Origin of the sequence: Chryseobacterium cucumeris, from assembly GCF_016775705.1 — a bacterium.
Classification (GTDB): Bacteria; Bacteroidota; Bacteroidia; order Flavobacteriales; family Weeksellaceae; genus Chryseobacterium; species Chryseobacterium cupriresistens.
In genome coordinates, this window is the sequence record NZ_CP068760.1 from 2,836,807 (window position 1) to 2,856,798 (window position 19,992).

Genomic DNA, 19,992 nt, shown 5'->3' on the forward strand with positions numbered 1-19,992 from the left:
ATAGGTTTTTCTATTTTTGTACCCGAAAACAACAAAATTCAAACTTTTTTAAACAGTTCAATATGAAAAAAATTAGCGTAATTGCATTAGTTGGAGTAGGATTGCTTTTGGCATCATGTGATAAAGGAAAAACAGCAGAGTCTGCAGCAACAGCTCAGGAACAAACAGTAGCAGAGAGCAAAGGAGAAACACTGGCAGTAGACACAGCAGCTTCAGTAGTAAACTGGAAAGCATTCCACAAGGGAGGTATGGCACCTCGTTGGGGAACACTTACTGTAAAATCAGGAGATATCAGTGTTGATGCAGGCCAGGTTGCTGCAGGAAACTTTGTGATTGACATGAATTCTATCAAAGTAGATCCGGCTTCAGTAACAGAGAAAGATAAAAAACCGGCAGACCTTGAAGCTCACCTTAAAAACCCTGATTTCTTTGATGTAGCTAAAAACCCTACTTCAGATTTCAAAATTACCAGTGTTACAGATTTGAAAGAAGCACCAAAAGATGCAGTAGCAGGAGCTAATAAAACAGTAAGCGGAAACCTTACATTATCAAGAAAAACAATGAATGTTACTTTCCCTGCTAAAGTAGATGTGACTGAAAGCTCAGCGGCTATTCAGGCGAAGTTTACTGTAAACAGAGCAGATTGGGGAATCAAATTCGGTACTTCAGAAGCAGACCCTGCAGAATGGATGATCAGCAAAGATATCGAGATTGCTATCGATGTAAAAGCTAAAAAATAAGTTATTTAAATTGTAATAACAACCGGGCTGTCTTTTTAAAAGACAGCTCTTTTTATTTACTGTAAAAATCAGTTCAAAATCGTTGAATTCTGAATTCTCACACAATATTCACTTCCAAGATATAAAGGATTACCGTGCTTTTCAGACCAGAATCCATCAAGTATATCCTTATTCAGACAGCGATATACAGCAACACCTTTATATATTTTAAGATCTTCACCTTCATAATTGAAGTTGATTACCAGGATATGATTTTTATAAAATCCGGTACCATTTTGTATATGATCACCGATAATCCATTGCGCAATGATACGGTTGTTCTCGTCAATGGATAAGGTTAATATACCATGATATGTGGGTAGGGAAGACTCTTCCTGATTACTCCCTTCAATAGAGTAGCTTCCTGCAAGATCCTGTACTGTCATTGATTTTATTTTTAGGAAGTGCAAATTTATAAAATCTTATTCTGATAAAATTATAAATATATTCATGGTTGTAAAGTTGTTTCCATATACAAATTAAGCTTTACTTTTGCCACAAATTAATTTTTGAATGATTCCTTTTCTTTTTATAACAAACCTGATTACATTTGGGATCTTTGGATTTGATAAATGGCAGGCCCAAAAACATCAATGGAGAATCTCTGAAAATGCTCTTTTAGGAATCTCCCTTCTAGGTGGAGTTTTAGGAGCCGCTTCAGGAATGGTGATTTTTAATCATAAAACATCAAAAAAATCTTTTTTAGTAAAATTTGTTCTTGTGGTTTTGATTGACCTGGTTGTGTTTTACAGATTGATAAGGCGTTGATATTAAAAATGTTAAATATTTTTAATAAATAGTTGTCATGATTTATTTTTTTTATCTTTATCAGGCTAATAACAAATAAAGAAACAACATGAAAAATCTCAAAAAAATTTCCAGAACAGAAATGAAATCAGTTCAGGGAGGAATCGTCAAAGGAATGGTAAGATGCAAAGATGCTGATACATGTGTTGTAAGATGGGGATGGGGAACCGGATTCTCCAGCAATTGTGCAGAGTTTGACATTATATGTGGAGAACCGCCTGCCGTAGATCCATGCGAAGTACAGGCTTGTGTATAATAATCTAAAGAGTGTTTTTTGAGCACTCTTTTTTATTATCTTGTAAATAAGTATTTTAAACAAAATATTAAATATTTGTATAACTAAATATTTTTTCATTAAAAATCACTACTTTTGCACCCGTAAAAATCTTTTATGCAAAACATTAGAAATATTGCGATTATCGCACACGTTGACCACGGAAAGACGACTTTGGTTGACAAGATCATTCACGCTACCAACATTTTCAGAGAAAATCAGGAGAGTGGGGAGTTAATTATGGATAACAACGATCTTGAAAGAGAAAGAGGGATCACGATCTTATCCAAGAATATTTCTGTTACTTATAAAGACACAAAAATTAACGTAATCGATACTCCTGGTCACGCCGATTTTGGTGGAGAAGTAGAAAGAGTATTGAAAATGGCTGATGGGGTTATTTTGTTGGTGGATGCGTTCGAAGGACCAATGCCGCAAACAAGATTCGTACTTCAGAAAGCTTTGGAATTAGGATTGAGACCATTAGTGGTTATCAATAAAGTAGATAAACCAAACTGCCGTCCTGACGAAGTTCATGATAAAGTATTTGACCTTTTCTTCAACCTTGATGCTACAGAAGAGCAATTGGATTTCCCTACATTCTATGGATCTTCAAAACAAGGCTGGTTCAACACTTCATTAGAGCAAACTGAAGATATCTTACCATTATTGGATGGTATTTTACAATATGTTCCTGAACCGAAAGTAACAGAAGGTAATCTTCAGATGCAGATCACTTCTCTTGACTTCTCTTCATTCTTAGGAAGAATTGCAATCGGGAAAGTGACAAGAGGTGAGATCAAAGAATCTCAATGGATTGGTCTTGCTCAGGCAGATGGTAAAATTGTAAAAGGAAAAGTAAAAGAACTTTACGTTTTTGAAGGATTAGGAAAGAAAAAAGTAACTGAAGTACAGGCAGGTGATATCTGTGCTGTAGTAGGTTTTGATGCTTTCCAGATTGGAGATTCTTTCGTAGATCTTGAAAATCCTGAGCCATTGGAAAGAACGGCAATTGATGAGCCTACGCTGAATATGACGTTCTCTATCAACAACTCACCTTTCTTTGGTAAAGACGGTAAATATGTTACTTCTAATCACCTGAAAGAAAGATTAACAAAAGAATTAGAGAAAAACCTTGCATTAAGAGTTCAGCAGACTGATGATGCCAATACATTCCTTGTATTCGGTAGAGGTATTCTTCACTTATCAGTTTTGATCGAAACAATGAGAAGAGAAGGTTACGAAATGACAATTGGTCAGCCGCAGGTTATCTTCAGAGAAATTGATGGTGAGAAATGTGAGCCTTATGAATCTTTGGTTGTTGACGTTCCTGAAGAATTTGCTTCAAGAGTTATTGACCTGGCAACTCAGAGAAAAGGTGACCTTCACATTATGGAAACTAAAGGTGAAATGCAGCACATGGAATTCGAAATTCCTTCAAGAGGTCTGATCGGATTACGTTCTCAGATGTTGACAGCTACAGCTGGTGAAGCTATTATGGCACACCGTTTCACAGAATATAAGCCTTTCAAAGGTGCTATTCCTGGAAGAAACAATGGTGTTTTAATCAGCAAAACAACTGGTCCTGCTACAGAATATTCTATTGCTAAATTGCAGGATAGAGGTAAGTTCTTCGTTGATCCGGGTGAGGAAATCTACACAGGAATGATTATCGGTGAGCAAAACAAACCTGGTGACTTAGTAGTAAATATCGTAGAAGCAAAACAGTTGAACAACATGAGAGCTTCCGGAAAAGATAAAGATACTGGTGTTGCTCCGAAAATTTTATTCTCACTTGAAGAATGTATGGAATACATCCAGGGTGATGAAGCAATTGAGGTAACTCCGAACTTCATCAGAATGAGAAAGAAAATCCTTTCTGAAGAAGAAAGAAAAAGAGTGGAAAGATCTGCAAAAGCATAATAAAATCTTATACATAAAATCAAAGCCTCGATTTTCGAGGCTTTTTTTCTATACCTACCCATTAAATGCTTATTTTGGCATAATAATCTCTGAAATAAAAAAATAAATTTTAAAGTAGTTTTGTGACTATGAGAATGAATAAATTAAAACTTATCGTTTTATTGGGCGTTTTTGCATCTTACGCTACCTCGTGTTCCGTTCAGAACAATGTTGTAAAAACACCTTCCGCGAAGAATCCGACAAAACCAATCAACAATACAAATCCTCCGAAAGTAAATCCAACAGCTGTAAAACCTGCTACAGGTACAGGAACTTCCGGTGAAGAAAATTTCAGAACCAATCTTCCCGAAATCAAAAGAGAATTCCGTGGAGCATGGATCGCAAGTGTTGCCAATATCAACTGGCCATCAAGAAATGATCTTACGGTAGAGCAGCAGAAAGCAGAAGCAATCAGTATGCTTGATATGCTGAGAGACAACAATTTCAACGCTGCTATTTTCCAGATCAGACCTTCCGCAGATGCACTTTATACAAGTAATATCGAGCCATGGTCTTACTTTTTGACCGGAGAAACAGGAACTGCACCATATCCCAATTATGATCCGCTTCAGTTCTGGATTGAAGAAGCTCATAAAAGAGGGCTGGAACTGCATGTCTGGTTGAATCCTTACCGTGCACATCATACCAACGGAGGCGCAGTAAATAAGCTTTCAATGGCCAATAAACTGTCTGATATTGTGGTTAGACTAAAGAACGGAATGTATTGGTTTGATCCTGCTAATCCGAAAACACAAGGCCACGTATCCAATGTGGTGAAAGATATTGTAAAAAGATACGATATTGATGCTGTACATCTTGACGATTATTTCTATCCTTATGCCACTTACAACAAAGGTGCGGATTTTCCTGATAATGCAAGCTGGAATGCCTATGTAAGCAGTGGCGGAACCTTATCCAGAGCAGATTGGAGAAGAGATAACGTGAATAAATTTGTAGAACGGATCTATAAAGAGATTCACGCAGAAAAAAATAATGTAAGATTCGGGATCAGTCCGTTCGGGATATGGAAACCAGGATATCCGGCAGGAGTTGTAGGATCATCACAATATGATGAACTGTATGCAGACGCTAAATTATGGTTAAATAAAGGCTGGGTAGATTATTTCTCACCACAGCTTTACTGGCCTATAGATTCCAAAGGACAAAGCTTCGAAGGCCTGTTAAGCTGGTGGCAGTCTGAAAATACAATGAAACGTCACCTGTGGCCGGGATTGAATACTGTTGAAATAAAAGTATCAGACCGTCCGGCTGAAATCAAAAACCAGATTGCAATTTCCAGAAATATCCTTAAAAATGATGCCGGAGAAATTCATTGGAGTATTGCCGGGCTTACCAAAAATCCAAATATGCTTCCTGCTTTGAAAAGCGGACCATACAATGAAAAAGCATTAGTTCCGAAATCTCCATGGATAAAAGCGGTTCCATTGCAGACTCCAACCTTGTTTATTGCTGATAACGGAAGTTTTGCTCAGACAAGCTGGAGTACAAAAAATGCCGCTGATGTTTTCCTGTGGGTACTTTTTACACAGTACAACGGAGTATGGCAAACAGAAATTCTGACATTGGATACGCTTTCAAAAGATATTCCCAAATCTAAAGACGGGAAAAAATTGAATGCCGTTGCCATCAAAGCTATCGACAGATTAGGAAATGAGAGTGATTATACAGCAAGAAGGATTAAATAGTAGGAATACAATCCATTATAAATTGGTCATTGCGAACCTTTAGGTGAAGCAATCTCAATCATAAATTAATAAAACCGGTTCTCAGGCAGAACCGGTTTTATTTTAGAATAACTATAAATTATTAGCTTAAATGAGTGTAAACCAGTACTATTTTTAAGCGTGGTATGGGATTTTATAGCAAATAATGAACTTATCGGAACTGTTTTTGCATGATTCATTCTATAATCACCAAAATATAACATTATGAATACTAAAAGACTTTCCACCAACATGGAAAAAGCCCTTAGTGATCAGATGAACAAAGAAATTCATGCATCACACGTTTTTTTATCTTATGGAATCTGGGCTGATGACAAAGGCTATCAGGGAATTGCCAATTTTCTTTACCGCCATGCTCAGGAAGAGAGAAACCACTCCATCAAATTCATGGAATATATCTTAAACAGAGGAGGAAAACCAAAAGTGGACGCTATTCCTGCTCCTCCCGCAGATCCCGAAAGCCTTACTGCCTGCTTTGATGGTGTCTTTAAGCATGAAGTTGACAATACCACTGCTATTTACAGAATTGTAGATCTTTCTATGGAAGAAAAAGACTGGGCTACGTGGAATTTTATGCAATGGTTTGTACAGGAACAGATTGAAGAAGAAACATTAGCGCAGAACTTAATTGATAAATTAAAAATTGCAGGCGGCGACAGAGCAACAGATGAATCTTTATTTACTTTAGATAAAACTTTGCAGGAAGCACCGAATGATGTGCCGCTGGCTCAGAATGCTACAGGGGACAATCCTTAAAACAATTGGTGAAACCAGACCTTTTAAAAATCTGTCAGAATATTGGCAGATTTTTTTATTATGAAACTCCCTCAAAAATCACTATCTTTGCACACTCGTAATTCAAGGTTCTGAGTTCAATGTTTAAAGTTGGAGAAACCTTGAGTTACCCTAAACCTTAAACTTTGAATTTTACAATATGAAATGTGGAATCGTAGGCTTACCGAATGTAGGTAAATCAACTCTTTTTAACTGTCTGAGCAACGCAAAAGCTCAATCAGCAAACTATCCTTTCTGTACGATTGAACCGAACCTTGGAACGGTTTCTGTACCGGATCAGAGATTGTTTGAACTGGAGAAAATCGTAAAACCTGAAAGAGTTTTACCAGCTGTAGTTGAAATTGTTGATATTGCAGGTCTTGTAAAAGGAGCCAGCAAAGGAGAAGGATTGGGAAACCAGTTCTTAGCTAATATCCGCGAGTGTGAAGCGATTATTCATGTTTTAAGATGTTTTGACAACGGAAATATTGTTCACGTAGAAGGTTCAGTAGATCCGTTAAGAGATAAAGAAATTATTGATATAGAACTTCAGCTGAAAGACCTTGAAACAGTGGGAAAAGCAGTTGAAAAAGCTAAAAAATTCATCAAGTCAGGGAAGAAAGAGGATATTCTTACTTACGAAACACTTCAGAATTTACAGAAATTCCTTGAAGATGGTAAAAATGCAAGAGAATTTGCTGCTGATGATTTTACAAAATCAATTATCGGAGAAGTTCAGTTGTTGACGAATAAGCCGGTTCTTTACGTTTGTAATGTAGACGAAAATTCTATCAAAAACGGAAATGAATGGATTGCCAAGATTGAAGAAATGGCTGCAGGCGAAGGTGCTGAAGTCGTAGTATTGGCGGCACAGATTGAAGCTGATATCAACGAACTTGAAACTTTCGAAGAAAGAGAGATTTTCCTTGATGAGCTGGGACTTACAGAACCAGGGGTTAACCGTTTGATCAGAAAGGCTTATGATCTTTTAAAACTTCAGACGTACTTTACAGCCGGAGTAAAAGAAGTAAGAGCCTGGACTATCGGACAGGGATGGACTGCTCCACAAGCTGCAGGAGTAATCCACACAGACTTTGAAAAAGGATTTATCCGTGCAGAAGTAATCAAGTATAATGATTATGTAAATTACGGTTCTGAAGTAAAGGTAAAAGAAGCAGGAAAGCTTTCTGTAGAAGGTAAAGAATATATTGTACAGGATGGTGACATCATGCACTTTAGATTCAACGTATAAGAAAAGTATTAAAGTTAGTTATATTAAAAAAGCGCTTCCATGTATTTGGGAGCGTTTTTTGCATGTATGTGCGCCTGCGCCGGGTTGGATTTGTATTTCGTAATTGGAATTGGGAAAAAATACACTGCATAAAAAACGATTTCTTGAAATCAGAGAGCAGTTTTTGTTGTTCTATCCAAAAGAATGCCCTTCTTCTGTAAGAAAAAGGGCTTTATAATGCTATTCAATTTCAATGATTGGCTGGCATTGTAATTCTGCACAGGCAAGAGAATACTTCTTACAGGTAAGGTCTGGTAAAAGACACATTTCTTTCCCTCCGGTAATAATTCTTAATTGTTTTTTGTTTAATTTTTTTCCTTTAACTAAATTTTTATTTTTCATTGATTTGATTTTTAATGGGTTAGTTTTAACGAAAGTAATAAAAATAAATGAAGTATATCACTGTTTTTAGAAAAAAATGGAGAATTTTTTAAATATTTTATTATAGTATTGATGATAAATATTAATAATAATCGGCAAATACACTGAATTTTTCAATAAGTTAATAAGGCTTTATTTTTGAGATGTAAAAAGACTTTTTTCTCTGCCAAACGATCTGGACTCACTTCAAAAAATATTGGTTGATAAGTTCGTATATTTGAATTTTACAAATTATTTGTGATGGAAAAATTAGCATTTACTTCACTGGAAGATTTTTATAATGAGATGGCTGCCAAGCTGGGCAAAGATCTTGAAAGTATTTTTCCAAAAGGACTTCACAAAGACATTGGTCACTTTAATGTCTTCGATATTGCCCAGACCATCGAAAGAGCAAAGACCACTTCTGAAATGCCCTATAACAGAAGGAAGTATTATAAGATCAGCTTTATAAAAGGACGGAACAGGGCAGAATATGCGGACAAGGTCATTTCAATTAAACAGAACGCACTGTTATTTGCAACGCCTAAGGTCCCTTATCACTGGGTTCCTGAAGATCCCGATCAGTCAGGAAGTTTCTGTGTTTTTACCGAAGACTTTTTCATCAAGGATAAATCGTACTACAACCTTGAAGACCTTCCTATATTTCAGCCAGGTGGAATGCCGATCTTTGAAATTGATGGTGAACTGGCAGAAGAGATTGAAAACCTTTTTAAAAAGATAAAAAAAGAAATTGATTCAGATTATGTATTTAAATATGATCTGATCAGAAACTATGTTCTGGAGCTGATCCATTACGGACAGAAATTACAGCCTGCTTCCAAAATATCATCGTCAAATGATGCATCTATGAGAGTGGTTTCTTTGTTTATAGAGCTGCTGGAAAGACAGTTTCCCATAGAATCCTGGGAACAGAGACTTCAATTGAAAACTGCAAAAGATTATGCAGACAGGCTTGCCGTTCACGTTAATTACCTGAATAAAAGATTAAAAGAAAGTACCGGAAAGACAACTACAGAATTAATTTCAGACCGTATTATCCAGGAAGCAAAAATTCTTTTGAAACAGACCAGATGGAATGTGTCAGAAATATCGTATGCGCTGGGATTTGAGGAAATTGCCCACTTTTCTAATTTCTTTAAAAGGAAAACTTCTTTTACTCCATTAGAATTTCGTTCCTGATTTGAATTTTGCAAATTTCAGATTGATTCAAGCAAACCCTTCAGTCTGAAAATTTCCCAACTTTGTACCATCAAAATAATCAAAATACAATGAACACAAAAACAAATATTGCACTGGTAACCGGAGGAAGCCGTGGATTAGGGAAAAACTCAGCAATTAAAATTGCTCAAAAAGGACTGGATGTAATTATCACCTACAGAAGCAACAGGGAAGAAGCAGAAACTGTTGTCAATGAGATCAAATCAATGGGAAGGAATGCTGTTGCATTTCAGCTTGACACAAAAGATATTAAGAGCTTTGATACTTTTGTGAAAAACGTAACAGATCACTTGCAGCAAAATACAGGAAGCACTCATATTGACTACCTGATCAATAATGCAGGAACAGCCCTATATTCACCGATTACAGAAGTGACGGAAGAACAGTTGGACGATGTGGTAGACATTCATTTTAAAGGTGTATTTTTTCTGACTCAGAAATTATTGCCATTTATCAATGACGGAGGAGGAATTATCAACGTGTCTTCAGGCTTGGCAAGATTCGCAACACCGGGATCTTCTGTTTACGGATCCATCAAAGCAGGCGTTGAAATGCTCACAAAATATATGGCAAAAGAATTAGGTTCAAGAAAAATCAAAGCCAATGTTGTAGCGCCGGGAGCTATTGAAACAGATTTTGGCGGCGGAAGGGTGAGAGATAATGGAGAAATCAATGCCATGGTAGCTGGTGCTACAGCTTTGGGAAGAGTAGGTCTTCCGGATGATATTGGTGGAGTAGTAGCGTTCCTGTGTACGGAAGATGCAAGATGGATCAACGGGCAAAGAATTGAAGTTTCAGGAGGGATGTTTTTATAAAGTATAATAACCTTAAGTGAATTATTATCTTTAAATAAATCGGCCGGCTCAGAATGAGCCGGCCGATTCCGGATATGGAGTAATGTATTTTATTCAACAGCTTCAAGAGGTTCCGGCAACTGACATTTCTGTTCTGAACAGCCGGGTCCGATGTAGATACAGTAGCCTGAAGAATTGGTACATCTTATGTTGCCCAATCCTCCGTGGAATTTATGCAGCTCTTTTCTGGTTAATTTTTTTCCTTTGTTTAAATTCTTGTTTTTCATGGTAGTTTTATTTTGGTAATTATTGATTTATTATTTTTTTGATTTAGATAAAATAGGAAAAATAAACTAAATAAGTCACTAAATAATGATTATATATGATAACATTACTATCGATAGAACTGTAAAAACATTTAAATATCAATATTTACGTATCATTAACAGTCCACTCCTCCGGAGCTTTATTTTTTGCAGGGACTTCATTTTTTTTCTACTAACAGCAGATACCGATGGGATCCTACTGACTGCTAATAGAACGTATTTGTTTTAAATTATAGGTCCAGGGGAGCGACCTGATACTCATGCTTTAATTTAATCGGACAGGAATAATATTATAAATAAATACTCCGCAGATTAAACAGACAAGGCTGACAGTTTTGATCTGCCAATCTGAAAAGTCAAGTGGGTGAAAAATAGATGACTGTTAAACCTTTGATAAATTTTCAAGGGCTTTTTCCAGTGTTTCCTGCTTCTTCGCAAAGCATAATCTGATCACATTCTCGTTCAGCCTGTTTTTATAAAATGAAGAGAAAGGAACGCTGGCAACCTTATGATTGATGGTAAGTTCTGAAGCAAAATCAAAATCATTTTTATCTGAAATTTTATCATATTTTACTGCCTGGAAATAAGTTCCTTCACAATCCAGAAGTTCAAATGGTGTGCTTGCAAGTCCTTTTCTCAGGAAATCTCTTTTTTCCTGGAAAAACTGATTAAGATGGGTGTAATGTTCATCCTTTTTCATGTATTCTGCCAGTGCGAGCTGAATGGGAGTGTTTACGCAAAAAACATTAAATTGATGAACCTTTCGGAATTCATCTGTTAGGTTTTTTGGTGCAGCACAATAGCCCACTTTCCATCCGGTAACATGGAAAAGTTTCCCAAAAGAGGCTACAAGAAGGCTTCTTTCTTTCAGCTCAGGGTATTTACAGATGCTTATATGTTGTTTTCCGTCAAAAACAATATTTTCATATACTTCATCACTCAGAATAAGAATAGAAGTTCCTTTTACAATCTCAATAAGTTCCTGTATATCATTTTCTTTCAGTATTTTTCCTGAAGGGTTGTTGGGGTTGTTAAGAATGATCATCCTGGTCTTTTCACTGACAAGACTTTTTACGGCAGCCCAGTCGATTTCGTAATCCGGAGCTTTCATTTCAAAGCGCTTTATAATTCCCCCGAAAAGTTCCACAGTAGGTTCATAGCAGTCATATGCCGGTTCAAAAATAATCACTTCGTCATCCCTTTTAATAAAGGAGGCGATAGCGGTAAAAATGGCCTGGGTACCGCCTGCGGTAATTGTTATTTCAGAATCCGGATGGTATATTGCCTGATGGCTGTTTTCAATTTTTCGTGCAATTTCTTCCTTTAAGCCAATCATTCCACCAAGAGGAGCGTACTGATTGAACCCTTTTTTGATAAAGTGATCCACATTATTGAGTAATTCCGGATCTGGCATAAAATCAGGAAAACCCTGAGAAAGGTTGATCGCCTCATTTTCATTGGCAAGTTGAGTCATCTGGCTGAAAATAGTAGTTCCTACATTGGAAAGTTTTGATAAAGGAAGTTGTATCATAAAAGCAGTTTTGTTGACCGAATTTAATGAAATATTTAGAACAGTTTGAACTTATGGTAATAAAAATCAGAAAATAGCAGGTTTAAGGAGAATGATGGCAAATTGTAAGACTCAATAGTCAGTTTCAGAGTATTAAATAAATCTAAACATTTGTTTAAATTTTCCTTTTAAATGAATGGAAAGATACTTACATTTGTTAGACAACAACCATAAAAACAATGACAATGAAGATTACGAAGACAAAGTTTCCTGAAAAATCTGTTTTATCTCCGAGAAAAAAAGATTTCGATTATATTGATAGTTTTCAGGGAGAACTTACAGACTGTGGCGGAAATATCGATATCTCAGAAATAGGAAAAGCATTCTTTACAAGCGGGCCAAAATGGGGAAAGAAAATGTTTGCTTTCAGGAATAAAGCAGTGGGAATATTCGGGCTGAAGACCGGATCTGAAGCTGAAACACGGCAAAAGGAAAAGAATTTTAAATGTGAAGTAGGAGAACGTATGGGGCTTTTTAAGGTGTTTGATAAAACCAGCAACGAAATTGTTCTGGGAGAAGATGATAAGCACCTGGATTTCAGAGTATCTCTTTTAGTTGAAAAGAGTAAGGTGGATCCTGATGAAAATTCACTTACCATTTCCACTACCGTAAAGTATCATAACTGGCTGGGTGTGCTTTATTTTCTGCCTGTACGACCTTTCCATAAGCTGATTGTTCCGGCTATGCTGAAAAATATGATCGGGCAGCTGGAAAAGAATAAATTGTATACAGTGTAAATATTGAAATAAAAAGACCATCTACATAACAGGATGGTCTTTTTTTAAGGAATAAACTTAATAAAGTTTAATAATAAATCAATATCTCGGTTGGTTATTCACCACCCTTAGAGTCTGTAATAAAAACATGTTGAAAAGAATAAAATTATAAAGAATATGAGGAAAGTAAAGAAATTTTTCACTTGATAATGATAATTTCGTAAATATATAATTTGATTAAAAATACTACAATGTTTGCAGTGAAATATTGAAAAAAACAAGTTGAAAAAATTCGGATAATTTTGGACAATTTTGTACTTTTGTATGTTTGCTGAAATCATATATGTCACAAGAAATAAATCCAACCTACTCCGAAGATAATATCAGAACCCTTGATTGGCAGGAACACATCCGTCTGCGCCCCGGTATGTACATCGGGAAGCTCGGTGACGGTTCTTCCGCTGATGATGGTATTTATATCCTGCTAAAAGAAATTCTTGATAACTCTATTGATGAGTTCAGAATGAGAGCAGGAAAAAGAATTGAAATAAAGCTGGATGACGGTAAAGTTACCATCCGTGACTTTGGCCGTGGAATTCCGCTTGGGAAAGTGGTAGACGCGGTTTCAAAAATGAATACCGGAGGTAAATACGACAGTAAAGCGTTTAAAAAATCTGTAGGATTGAACGGGGTCGGTACCAAGGCGGTAAATGCCCTTTCAGATTATTTCAGAGTCCGTTCTTTCCGTGACGGAAAAATGAAAGCTGCCGAATTCTCCCGTGGGATGATCAAAGAGAACTTTGACGAGAAAGAAACTTCGGACAGAAACGGTACCGAAATTTCCTTTATTCCTGATGGAGAGATCTTCCTGCATTTCAAATACAGAAAAGAGTATATCGAAAGAATGCTCCGTAACTATGCTTACCTGAATCCTGGGCTTAAAATTCTCTTCAACGGAGAAACCTACTATTCTGAAAATGGTCTAAAAGATTTGCTGGAAGAAGAACTGGAAAGCGATATCCTTTATCCGATCGTTCATTTGAAGGATGATGATATTGAGGTTGCCATTACCCATTCCGACAAATCACAGACAGAAACCTATTTTTCATTCGTTAACGGACAGAATACAACGCAGGGAGGAACACACCTTAATGCTTTCCGTGAAGCATATGTGAAAACAGTTCGTGAATTTTTCAATAAAAGTTTTGATGCTTCTGATATCAGAAAGTCGATCATTGCTGCGATTTCCATTAACGTAGAAGAACCTGTTTTTGAATCCCAGACCAAAACAAAATTAGGATCCAATGACATGGGACCCAACGGACCTACCGTAAGAACATTCATCATTGATTTCCTGAAGAGTAAACTGGACAATTTCTTACACAAAAACCCGGAAATAGCAGAAGCAATTCAAAGAAAAATCTTAATTTCCGAGAGAGAAAGAAAAGAATTATCCGGAATTCAGAAACTAGCCAGAGAAAGAGCAAAAAAAGTATCTCTTCACAATAAAAAACTTCGTGACTGCAGGCAGCATTATAACGACCAGAAAGCCGAAAGAAAAGGAGATACCCAGATCTTTATTACCGAGGGAGATTCTGCATCGGGATCGATCACAAAATCCAGAGATGTAGAAACTCAGGCTGTATTTTCACTGAAGGGTAAACCGCTGAATTGTTATGGTCTTACCAAAAAAGTGGTGTATGAAAATGAAGAATTTAACCTTCTTCAGGCAGCTTTAAATATTGAAGAAAGTCTGGAAGACCTGAGATACAATCAGGTAATTATTGCTACCGATGCCGATGTTGACGGGATGCACATCCGTTTGCTGATGATTACTTTCTTCCTGCAGTTCTTCCCGGATCTGATTAAAAATGGACACCTTTATATCCTTCAGACTCCGTTATTCAGAGTTAGAAATAAAAAAGAAACAAGATATTGCTATACAGAAATAGAAAGGGTAAAAGCATTAAATGAACTGGGGAAAAATCCTGAAATCACGCGATTTAAAGGATTAGGAGAAATTTCTCCTGATGAATTTAAGCACTTTATTGGCAAAGATATCCGCCTGGAGCCAGTAGTAGTAGGAAAAGACCAGACGATTGATCAGCTTCTGGAATTTTATATGGGGAAAAATACTCCGGACAGACAGACTTTTATTCTTGAAAACCTTGTGGTAGAGGATGATACAGATATCGATAAAAAAGAAATACTGGATGAAGTAGAAAATTAAAAAAACTATAACTTTAAAAAACTGGTTGTAAAGCCATTGCAGACTGAAAAAAGCACAACTTTGGATGAAGTAGGAATTATAGTACTTACACAGCCAAAAAAAATAAAATGAGACTAAGTAACCGTAATAAAGCATCAATTTATAATTTTTTATGCACGTTGCTTTTGATGATAACCATGGTTGGCATCATCGCATTTGCTGCTAATGAATATAGGTTTAATGCAGTGGGTAAAGAAAGTTATTTATTGATTATTGTTCCTGCTCTGCTGCTGATTATCTTTTACATCAGCGGAAGACAGATTTTTGAATATGACAGCGATGGAGAAGCTTTGAATTTTAAAAACAGGAATATCATTCCATTTCTGGATAAGCCTCTTCACGACGAATTTCCAAAATACAAGCTGATCAAATATGATGTAGTCAGTATTCTCTTTTTCAAAAGATTATACATCACCGTTTCAAGTAAGAATAATGGTTCTACTATCCTGAAGTACCAGATCTCTTATTTGAACAGAAAACAAGTAAACGATTTAAAACTCTCTCTGAACAAAGTAGTGAAAACTAATAAAGAGAAAAAAGATAAACTAGATGACGACAGAAGAATATTCGCATGAGGGTGAAAGCTTAAAAAAAGTCTCCGGTCTCTACAAAGACTGGTTTCTTGATTATGCTTCCTATGTAATTCTGGATAGAGCTATCCCTTCAATATATGATGGTTTAAAACCCGTTCAACGAAGAATTATGCACTCCATGCGGGAGCTGGAAGACGGCCGTTACAACAAAGTGGCCAATATCGTGGGAAATACCATGAAATATCACCCGCATGGTGATGCTTCCATTACAGATGCCATGGTGCAGATTGGGCAGAAAGAGTTGTTAATAGATACACAGGGAAACTGGGGTAATATCTATACAGGAGATTCTGCAGCCGCTGCGAGATATATTGAAGCAAGACTCACCCCTTTTGCTCTGGAAGTAGTATTTAATCCTAAAACTACAGAATGGACAAAGTCTTATGACGGAAGAAACAATGAACCTATCGATTTACCGGTTAAATTCCCTCTGCTTCTTGCACAGGGAGTAGAAGGTATTGGAGTAGGGCTTTCCACCAAAATTCTTCCTCATAACTTTAATGAACTTATCAATGCCTCTGTAGCCTACCTGAAAGGTAAGAAATTTGAACTGTATCCGGATTTTTTAACAGCCGGTTATCTTGACGTTTCTGAATATAATGACGGTCAAAGAGGAGGAAAAGTAAGAGCAAGAGCCAAAATTACCCAGACGGATAAGCATACATTGGTGATTTCTGAACTTCCATATTCTAAAACAACCACTGATCTTATTGACTCTATTTTAAAAGCCAATGAGAAAGGAAAGATCAAAATCAAAAAAATTGAGGACAATACTTCAGACAAAGTAGAAATCCTTATTCATATCCATAATGATGTTTCACCGGATAAAACTATTGATGCTCTTTATGCATTTACGGACTGCCAGGTGACCATCTCTCCCAATGCCTGTGTGATTGTAGGGGATAAACCTATGTTCCTTACGGTATCCGATATTCTGAAAACGAATACGGATCATACAGTTTCATTGCTGAAGAAAGAATTGGAAATTGAGCTTCATGAGCTTCAGGAAAGTTGGCATTTCTCCTCACTGGAAAGAATTTTCATCGAAAACAGAATCTACCACGATATTGAAGAGGTAAAAACCTGGGAAGATGTACTGAAAACCATTGATGCAGGATTAAAACCCCATACCAAACATCTTTTAAGAGCCGTTACGGAAGAAGATATTTTAAAACTGACAGAGATCAGAATCAAGAGAATTTCAAGATTTGATTTAGATAAGTTTAAGGAAAATATTGCTTCGCTTGAAGGCAAAATAGAACAGGTGAAATACAACCTGGCCAACCTGATCGCTTATGCCATTGAGTATTACTTAAATATTCAGAAGAAATACGGTAAAGACAAACAAAGGAAGACTGAACTCAGAATCTTTGATACCATTGATGCTACAAAAGTAGCCGTAGCCAATGAAAAGTTTTATGCAAATTTCGAAGAAGGCTTTATCGGGACATCTTTGAAGAAAGATCAGTATTTGTTCGACTGTTCTGATATTGATGATATCATCACATTCAGAAAAGACGGAAGTATGAAGGTTGTAAAAGTGGAAGCGAAAACTTTCATCGGAAAAGATATCCTTCATGTTGCCGTATGGAAGAAAAACGATAAAAGGACAGTGTATAATATGATCTACCGTGAAGGCAGGGAAGGACCTTATTATATGAAACGATTCTCTGTAACCGGAGTAACCCGAAATACAGATTATCCGCTAGCTTCAGATAAAAAGGGTTCTGAAACACTCTATTTCTCAGCCAACCCTAATGGAGAAGCAGAAACTGTAACCGTGCTTTTAAAACCAAACCCTAGAATCAGAAAGAACAAAATGGAGATTAACTTCTCCGATCTGGCCATCAAAGGCCGGGATTCCAAAGGAAATCTGGTAACTAAATACGCTGTCAAGAAAGTAGATATGAAGGAAGAAGGGGTTTCTACTCTGGCCCCTAGAAAAATCTGGTTTGATGATACGGTAAGAAGACTGAATGCCGATGCAAGAGGAACACTGCTGGGAAGCTTCAAAGGAGATGATAAAATTCTGACCATCAATACAAACGGGGAAGTAAAACTGGTATCTTTTGATCTTGGTAACCGTTTTGATGATGAATACCTGGTATTGGAAAAGTGGAGACCTGCACAGCCGATTACCTGTATTTATTACGATGGAGAAAAAGATATTTATTTCATTAAGAGATTCTTACTGGAAAATACAGTTAATGTACAGACTTTTATGCCATCTGAACATCCGAAATCATTCATTGAAAATGTAATTGTTGCCAATGATGCCACTGCAGAAATCATTTTTGCAAAAGATAAAGGAAAAGAACGCGATCCGGAAACGATAAATATTGATGAATTTATAGCGGTAAAAGGAATAAAAGCCATCGGAAACCAGTTTACAAAGTTCAAAGTAAAAGCCATCAATATTGCCATTCCTGAACCGGCAGAAGAAGAGCCTGAAGTATACGAAGATCCCGAACCTGCCGGCGAAACCGATGAAGACGGAGGAATGATCGGAGATCTTTTCCAGGATAACGGGAATAATGAAAATGAATAGATCGCATGTTTATTCAGTTATAACATAAAAGAACATAATGGATATAGTTGTTATCATTATCATTGCAGCCACATGTATTTTTAGCTATATGGGTTTCAATAACACAGCATTATTTGAAAAATATAAATTCAACGTCGGAGCGATTGCGAATCGTAAAGAATATGTAAGGCTGATCAGCTCTGCATTTTTGCATGCAGACTTTATGCACTTGTTTTTTAATATGCTGTCCCTGTATTTTTTCCAGGGCGTGGTTATTAGTTTCTTTGGAGAAATAGGATTTTTAATTCTTTATTTCGGATCCATGATCCTTGGAAATTTATTCAGCCTGCAGATTTATAAAAAGCAGCCGTGGTATTCTGCAATTGGAGCATCAGGAGCGGTTTCCGGAATTATTTTTGCTTCCATCGCTATGGCTCCGAATGAGATCAGTGTCAACTTTTTGCCGGGATGGTTATTCGGAACACTGTATTTCGGATACTCTGTATACATGATGCTGAATCCCAAGCAGTGGGACAACCTGGGCCATGCTGCTCACCTTGGTGGAGCATTTTTCGGATTGGTTTACTCTATTGTAATGCATCCGCAGCTGGCCATGAGCAATATTCTTTTCTTGGGAATCATGTCACTTCCGCTCATCTATCTAGGATATGAAATTTTTGTAAGAAAGCGAATAGGATAAAAGACTATTTATAATCAAATATCAAAACCAATGAACACATCAGAGTTAAACAGTTTCATCGTGATACTTATCTATGGTTCATTGGTTTTGCTTTCTCTGCTGAAGCTGGCCAACCCCTTAAAAGTAAACCATAAGGCCAATTTCTGGTTCGGGATATTTCTCTTTCTGTGGTCTACTTTTTGGCTGGATGAAGTACTGTTTCTCATCACTGGTTCAATCATCGAGTTTCATTCCTTGTTTTGGGTTAGACTTATCCAGTTTTTTACCCCTATCGTTTTTTACTTTAGTGTACTGTTTTATACCAATCCTTCCTTTACTTTTAAACTTACAGCGGTTAAGTTTTTAATCCTTCCGGCTGCTTTTCTGGTTTGTCTTATATTGATCAAACTGGGATATAAAAAACCATTTGAATATCTCAGTATTATTCTGATCCTGATCCAGGCTCTCTTTTACACGGGGCTTTCCTATATTACCATCAGAAAACATCAAAAGAAAATTCAGCAGTTCTCATCCAATACCGAAGGAATCAATCTGAACTGGTTGGAATATATCATTCTGGTACTACTTATCGTGAATATTATCTATGTGATTTATAATCTGTTCTATGATCCGAAATCACTGAATTTCTTTATCAATGCGGTCTTTTTGTCGGTTATTTACTGTGTAGGATATTATTCTCTGAAACAGAAGGAAATTTATCCTTTAGAAGAAAAACAAAGACAGGAACTGATCTCTATGGACGAAAATTCGGATCCGGAAGAAGTTAAAAGAAAACTTATTTCTGATGAAGAATTAGTAAGGATTAAAACTTCACTGGAAGGGATTATGGGCTTACAAAAGCCGTATCTTGACAGCGAACTTAACCTGATCAAACTGGCTGAAATGCTTTCCGTTTCTACCCATCATCTTTCTTATGTCATCAACACAGGCTTTGGAAAAAACTTCTTCCAATATGTGAATGAATATAGAGTGGATTATGCCAAAAAACTGTTGAAAGAAACCAATAGCAAATTATCCATTTTGGGAATTGCCTACGAATCCGGATTCAATTCTAAGACTTCTTTTAATACAACTTTTAAAAAAGTGACCGGACAAACACCTTCTGAATTCAGAAAATAAGTTCAGGTTTATAAACTCTTACTTTTTATTTGTTTTAAATTTTTGATTTTCAGTGATTTATTTATTTCAGCTTCCCGTTCTTAAAATCAGTTCGTTCAGATAATCCTGAACATTCAGACATCCTCTTTACGATAGCTTTGTACCATA

General features: G+C 36.5%; 19 protein-coding genes. 15 read left to right on the forward strand and 4 right to left on the reverse strand.

Annotated features, from left to right (window positions below):
- The first annotated feature begins 62 nt into the window (after positions 1 to 62).
- On the forward strand, positions 63 to 740 hold the full coding sequence (locus JNG87_RS12700) for a YceI family protein (RefSeq protein ID WP_202838759.1): 678 nt from the start codon (positions 63 to 65) through the stop codon (positions 738 to 740).
- 68 nt (positions 741 to 808) lie between these two features.
- Here the strand turns inward: JNG87_RS12700 and JNG87_RS12705 are convergent, their stop codons facing one another.
- A complete protein-coding gene (locus tag JNG87_RS12705; RefSeq protein WP_202838760.1) occupies positions 809 to 1,165 on the reverse strand; it encodes a hypothetical protein in 357 nt (118 codons plus the stop codon).
- 127 nt (positions 1,166 to 1,292) lie between these two features.
- Between JNG87_RS12705 and JNG87_RS12710 the strand changes: the two genes are divergently transcribed.
- From JNG87_RS12710 to ychF, 6 genes are all read left to right on the forward strand, one after another.
- The gene (locus JNG87_RS12710; protein ID WP_202838761.1) at positions 1,293 to 1,547 is read left to right on the forward strand and encodes a DUF1294 domain-containing protein; all 255 of its coding nucleotides are present in this window, start codon (positions 1,293 to 1,295) and stop codon (positions 1,545 to 1,547) included.
- An 88-nt stretch (positions 1,548 to 1,635) separates the two neighbouring features.
- Positions 1,636 to 1,842, forward strand: a complete 207-nt coding sequence (locus tag JNG87_RS12715; RefSeq protein ID WP_137905639.1) for a bacteriocin-like protein — start codon at positions 1,636 to 1,638, stop codon at positions 1,840 to 1,842.
- 135 nt (positions 1,843 to 1,977) lie between these two features.
- Positions 1,978 to 3,783, forward strand: a complete 1,806-nt coding sequence (gene typA / locus JNG87_RS12720; RefSeq protein WP_062675162.1) for a translational GTPase TypA — start codon at positions 1,978 to 1,980, stop codon at positions 3,781 to 3,783.
- A gap of 128 nt (positions 3,784 to 3,911) precedes the next feature.
- A complete protein-coding gene (locus tag JNG87_RS12725; RefSeq protein WP_202838762.1) occupies positions 3,912 to 5,528 on the forward strand; it encodes a glycoside hydrolase family 10 protein in 1,617 nt (538 codons plus the stop codon).
- 243 nt (positions 5,529 to 5,771) lie between these two features.
- Positions 5,772 to 6,323: a ferritin gene (locus tag JNG87_RS12730; RefSeq protein ID WP_202838763.1), complete on the forward strand. Its 552-nt coding sequence runs from the start codon at positions 5,772 to 5,774 to the stop codon at positions 6,321 to 6,323.
- A gap of 178 nt (positions 6,324 to 6,501) precedes the next feature.
- Positions 6,502 to 7,593: a redox-regulated ATPase YchF gene (gene ychF / locus JNG87_RS12735; protein WP_202838764.1), complete on the forward strand. Its 1,092-nt coding sequence runs from the start codon at positions 6,502 to 6,504 to the stop codon at positions 7,591 to 7,593.
- A 219-nt stretch (positions 7,594 to 7,812) separates the two neighbouring features.
- Here ychF and JNG87_RS12740 read toward each other — a convergent pair whose 3' ends face one another.
- Positions 7,813 to 7,974, reverse strand: coding sequence for a hypothetical protein (locus JNG87_RS12740; RefSeq protein ID WP_202838765.1), 162 nt, complete (start codon positions 7,972 to 7,974; stop codon positions 7,813 to 7,815).
- Between the two features lie 279 nt (positions 7,975 to 8,253).
- Between JNG87_RS12740 and JNG87_RS12745 the strand changes: the two genes are divergently transcribed.
- Both JNG87_RS12745 and JNG87_RS12750 read left to right on the forward strand, forming a co-directional pair.
- Positions 8,254 to 9,192: a helix-turn-helix domain-containing protein gene (locus JNG87_RS12745; protein WP_202838766.1), complete on the forward strand. Its 939-nt coding sequence runs from the start codon at positions 8,254 to 8,256 to the stop codon at positions 9,190 to 9,192.
- Positions 9,193 to 9,281: 89 nt separating this feature from the next.
- A complete protein-coding gene (locus JNG87_RS12750) occupies positions 9,282 to 10,046 on the forward strand; it encodes an SDR family NAD(P)-dependent oxidoreductase (protein ID WP_202838767.1) in 765 nt (254 codons plus the stop codon).
- An 89-nt stretch (positions 10,047 to 10,135) separates the two neighbouring features.
- On the opposite strand, the gene JNG87_RS12755 is transcribed toward JNG87_RS12750, so the two are convergent.
- Positions 10,136 to 10,312, reverse strand: coding sequence for a hypothetical protein (locus JNG87_RS12755; RefSeq protein WP_171006339.1), 177 nt, complete (start codon positions 10,310 to 10,312; stop codon positions 10,136 to 10,138).
- A 421-nt stretch (positions 10,313 to 10,733) separates the two neighbouring features.
- Positions 10,734 to 11,882 (reverse strand): methionine aminotransferase, encoded by a 1,149-nt coding sequence (locus JNG87_RS12760; protein WP_202838768.1) that lies wholly within the window; start codon positions 11,880 to 11,882, stop codon positions 10,734 to 10,736.
- 224 nt (positions 11,883 to 12,106) lie between these two features.
- Here JNG87_RS12760 and JNG87_RS12765 point away from each other — a divergent pair, with 224 nt between their 5' ends.
- From JNG87_RS12765 to JNG87_RS12790, 6 genes are all read left to right on the forward strand, one after another.
- A complete protein-coding gene (locus JNG87_RS12765) occupies positions 12,107 to 12,658 on the forward strand; it encodes a DUF2867 domain-containing protein (protein ID WP_202838769.1) in 552 nt (183 codons plus the stop codon).
- 322 nt (positions 12,659 to 12,980) lie between these two features.
- On the forward strand, positions 12,981 to 14,867 hold the full coding sequence (locus JNG87_RS12770) for a DNA topoisomerase IV subunit B (protein WP_110010988.1): 1,887 nt from the start codon (positions 12,981 to 12,983) through the stop codon (positions 14,865 to 14,867).
- Positions 14,868 to 14,974: 107 nt separating this feature from the next.
- On the forward strand, positions 14,975 to 15,481 hold the full coding sequence (locus JNG87_RS12775; protein ID WP_202838770.1) for a hypothetical protein: 507 nt from the start codon (positions 14,975 to 14,977) through the stop codon (positions 15,479 to 15,481).
- Entirely contained in the window at positions 15,456 to 18,047 is a 2,592-nt protein-coding gene (locus tag JNG87_RS12780; protein ID WP_202838771.1) for a DNA gyrase/topoisomerase IV subunit A, read from the forward strand. Before JNG87_RS12775 ends, JNG87_RS12780 begins: the two co-directional genes overlap by 26 nt.
- A 37-nt stretch (positions 18,048 to 18,084) precedes the next feature.
- Complete coding sequence (locus JNG87_RS12785; RefSeq protein ID WP_137905634.1) at positions 18,085 to 18,726, forward strand: rhomboid family intramembrane serine protease; 642 nt, start codon at positions 18,085 to 18,087, stop codon at positions 18,724 to 18,726.
- A 30-nt stretch (positions 18,727 to 18,756) separates the two neighbouring features.
- On the forward strand, positions 18,757 to 19,845 hold the full coding sequence (locus tag JNG87_RS12790; RefSeq protein WP_202838772.1) for a helix-turn-helix domain-containing protein: 1,089 nt from the start codon (positions 18,757 to 18,759) through the stop codon (positions 19,843 to 19,845).
- Positions 19,846 to 19,992: the final 147 nt, after the last annotated feature.

Coding starts and splice junctions, on each gene's coding strand:
- JNG87_RS12765 (WP_202838769.1), top strand. CDS start 12,107: ATGAAGATTACGAAGACAAAGTTTCCTGAAAAATCTGTTTTATCTCCG.
- JNG87_RS12785 (WP_137905634.1), top strand. CDS start 18,085: ATGGATATAGTTGTTATCATTATCATTGCAGCCACATGTATTTTTAGC.
- JNG87_RS12725 (WP_202838762.1), top strand. CDS start 3,912: ATGAGAATGAATAAATTAAAACTTATCGTTTTATTGGGCGTTTTTGCA.
- JNG87_RS12760 (WP_202838768.1), bottom strand. CDS start 11,882: ATGATACAACTTCCTTTATCAAAACTTTCCAATGTAGGAACTACTATT.
- JNG87_RS12705 (WP_202838760.1), bottom strand. CDS start 1,165: ATGACAGTACAGGATCTTGCAGGAAGCTACTCTATTGAAGGGAGTAAT.
- ychF (WP_202838764.1), top strand. CDS start 6,502: ATGAAATGTGGAATCGTAGGCTTACCGAATGTAGGTAAATCAACTCTT.
- JNG87_RS12740 (WP_202838765.1), bottom strand. CDS start 7,974: ATGAAAAATAAAAATTTAGTTAAAGGAAAAAAATTAAACAAAAAACAA.
- JNG87_RS12750 (WP_202838767.1), top strand. CDS start 9,282: ATGAACACAAAAACAAATATTGCACTGGTAACCGGAGGAAGCCGTGGA.
- JNG87_RS12780 (WP_202838771.1), top strand. CDS start 15,456: ATGACGACAGAAGAATATTCGCATGAGGGTGAAAGCTTAAAAAAAGTC.
- JNG87_RS12770 (WP_110010988.1), top strand. CDS start 12,981: ATGTCACAAGAAATAAATCCAACCTACTCCGAAGATAATATCAGAACC.
- typA (WP_062675162.1), top strand. CDS start 1,978: ATGCAAAACATTAGAAATATTGCGATTATCGCACACGTTGACCACGGA.
- JNG87_RS12710 (WP_202838761.1), top strand. CDS start 1,293: ATGATTCCTTTTCTTTTTATAACAAACCTGATTACATTTGGGATCTTT.
- JNG87_RS12755 (WP_171006339.1), bottom strand. CDS start 10,312: ATGAAAAACAAGAATTTAAACAAAGGAAAAAAATTAACCAGAAAAGAG.
- JNG87_RS12790 (WP_202838772.1), top strand. CDS start 18,757: ATGAACACATCAGAGTTAAACAGTTTCATCGTGATACTTATCTATGGT.
- JNG87_RS12700 (WP_202838759.1), top strand. CDS start 63: ATGAAAAAAATTAGCGTAATTGCATTAGTTGGAGTAGGATTGCTTTTG.
- JNG87_RS12715 (WP_137905639.1), top strand. CDS start 1,636: ATGAAAAATCTCAAAAAAATTTCCAGAACAGAAATGAAATCAGTTCAG.
- JNG87_RS12730 (WP_202838763.1), top strand. CDS start 5,772: ATGAATACTAAAAGACTTTCCACCAACATGGAAAAAGCCCTTAGTGAT.
- JNG87_RS12775 (WP_202838770.1), top strand. CDS start 14,975: ATGAGACTAAGTAACCGTAATAAAGCATCAATTTATAATTTTTTATGC.
- JNG87_RS12745 (WP_202838766.1), top strand. CDS start 8,254: ATGGAAAAATTAGCATTTACTTCACTGGAAGATTTTTATAATGAGATG.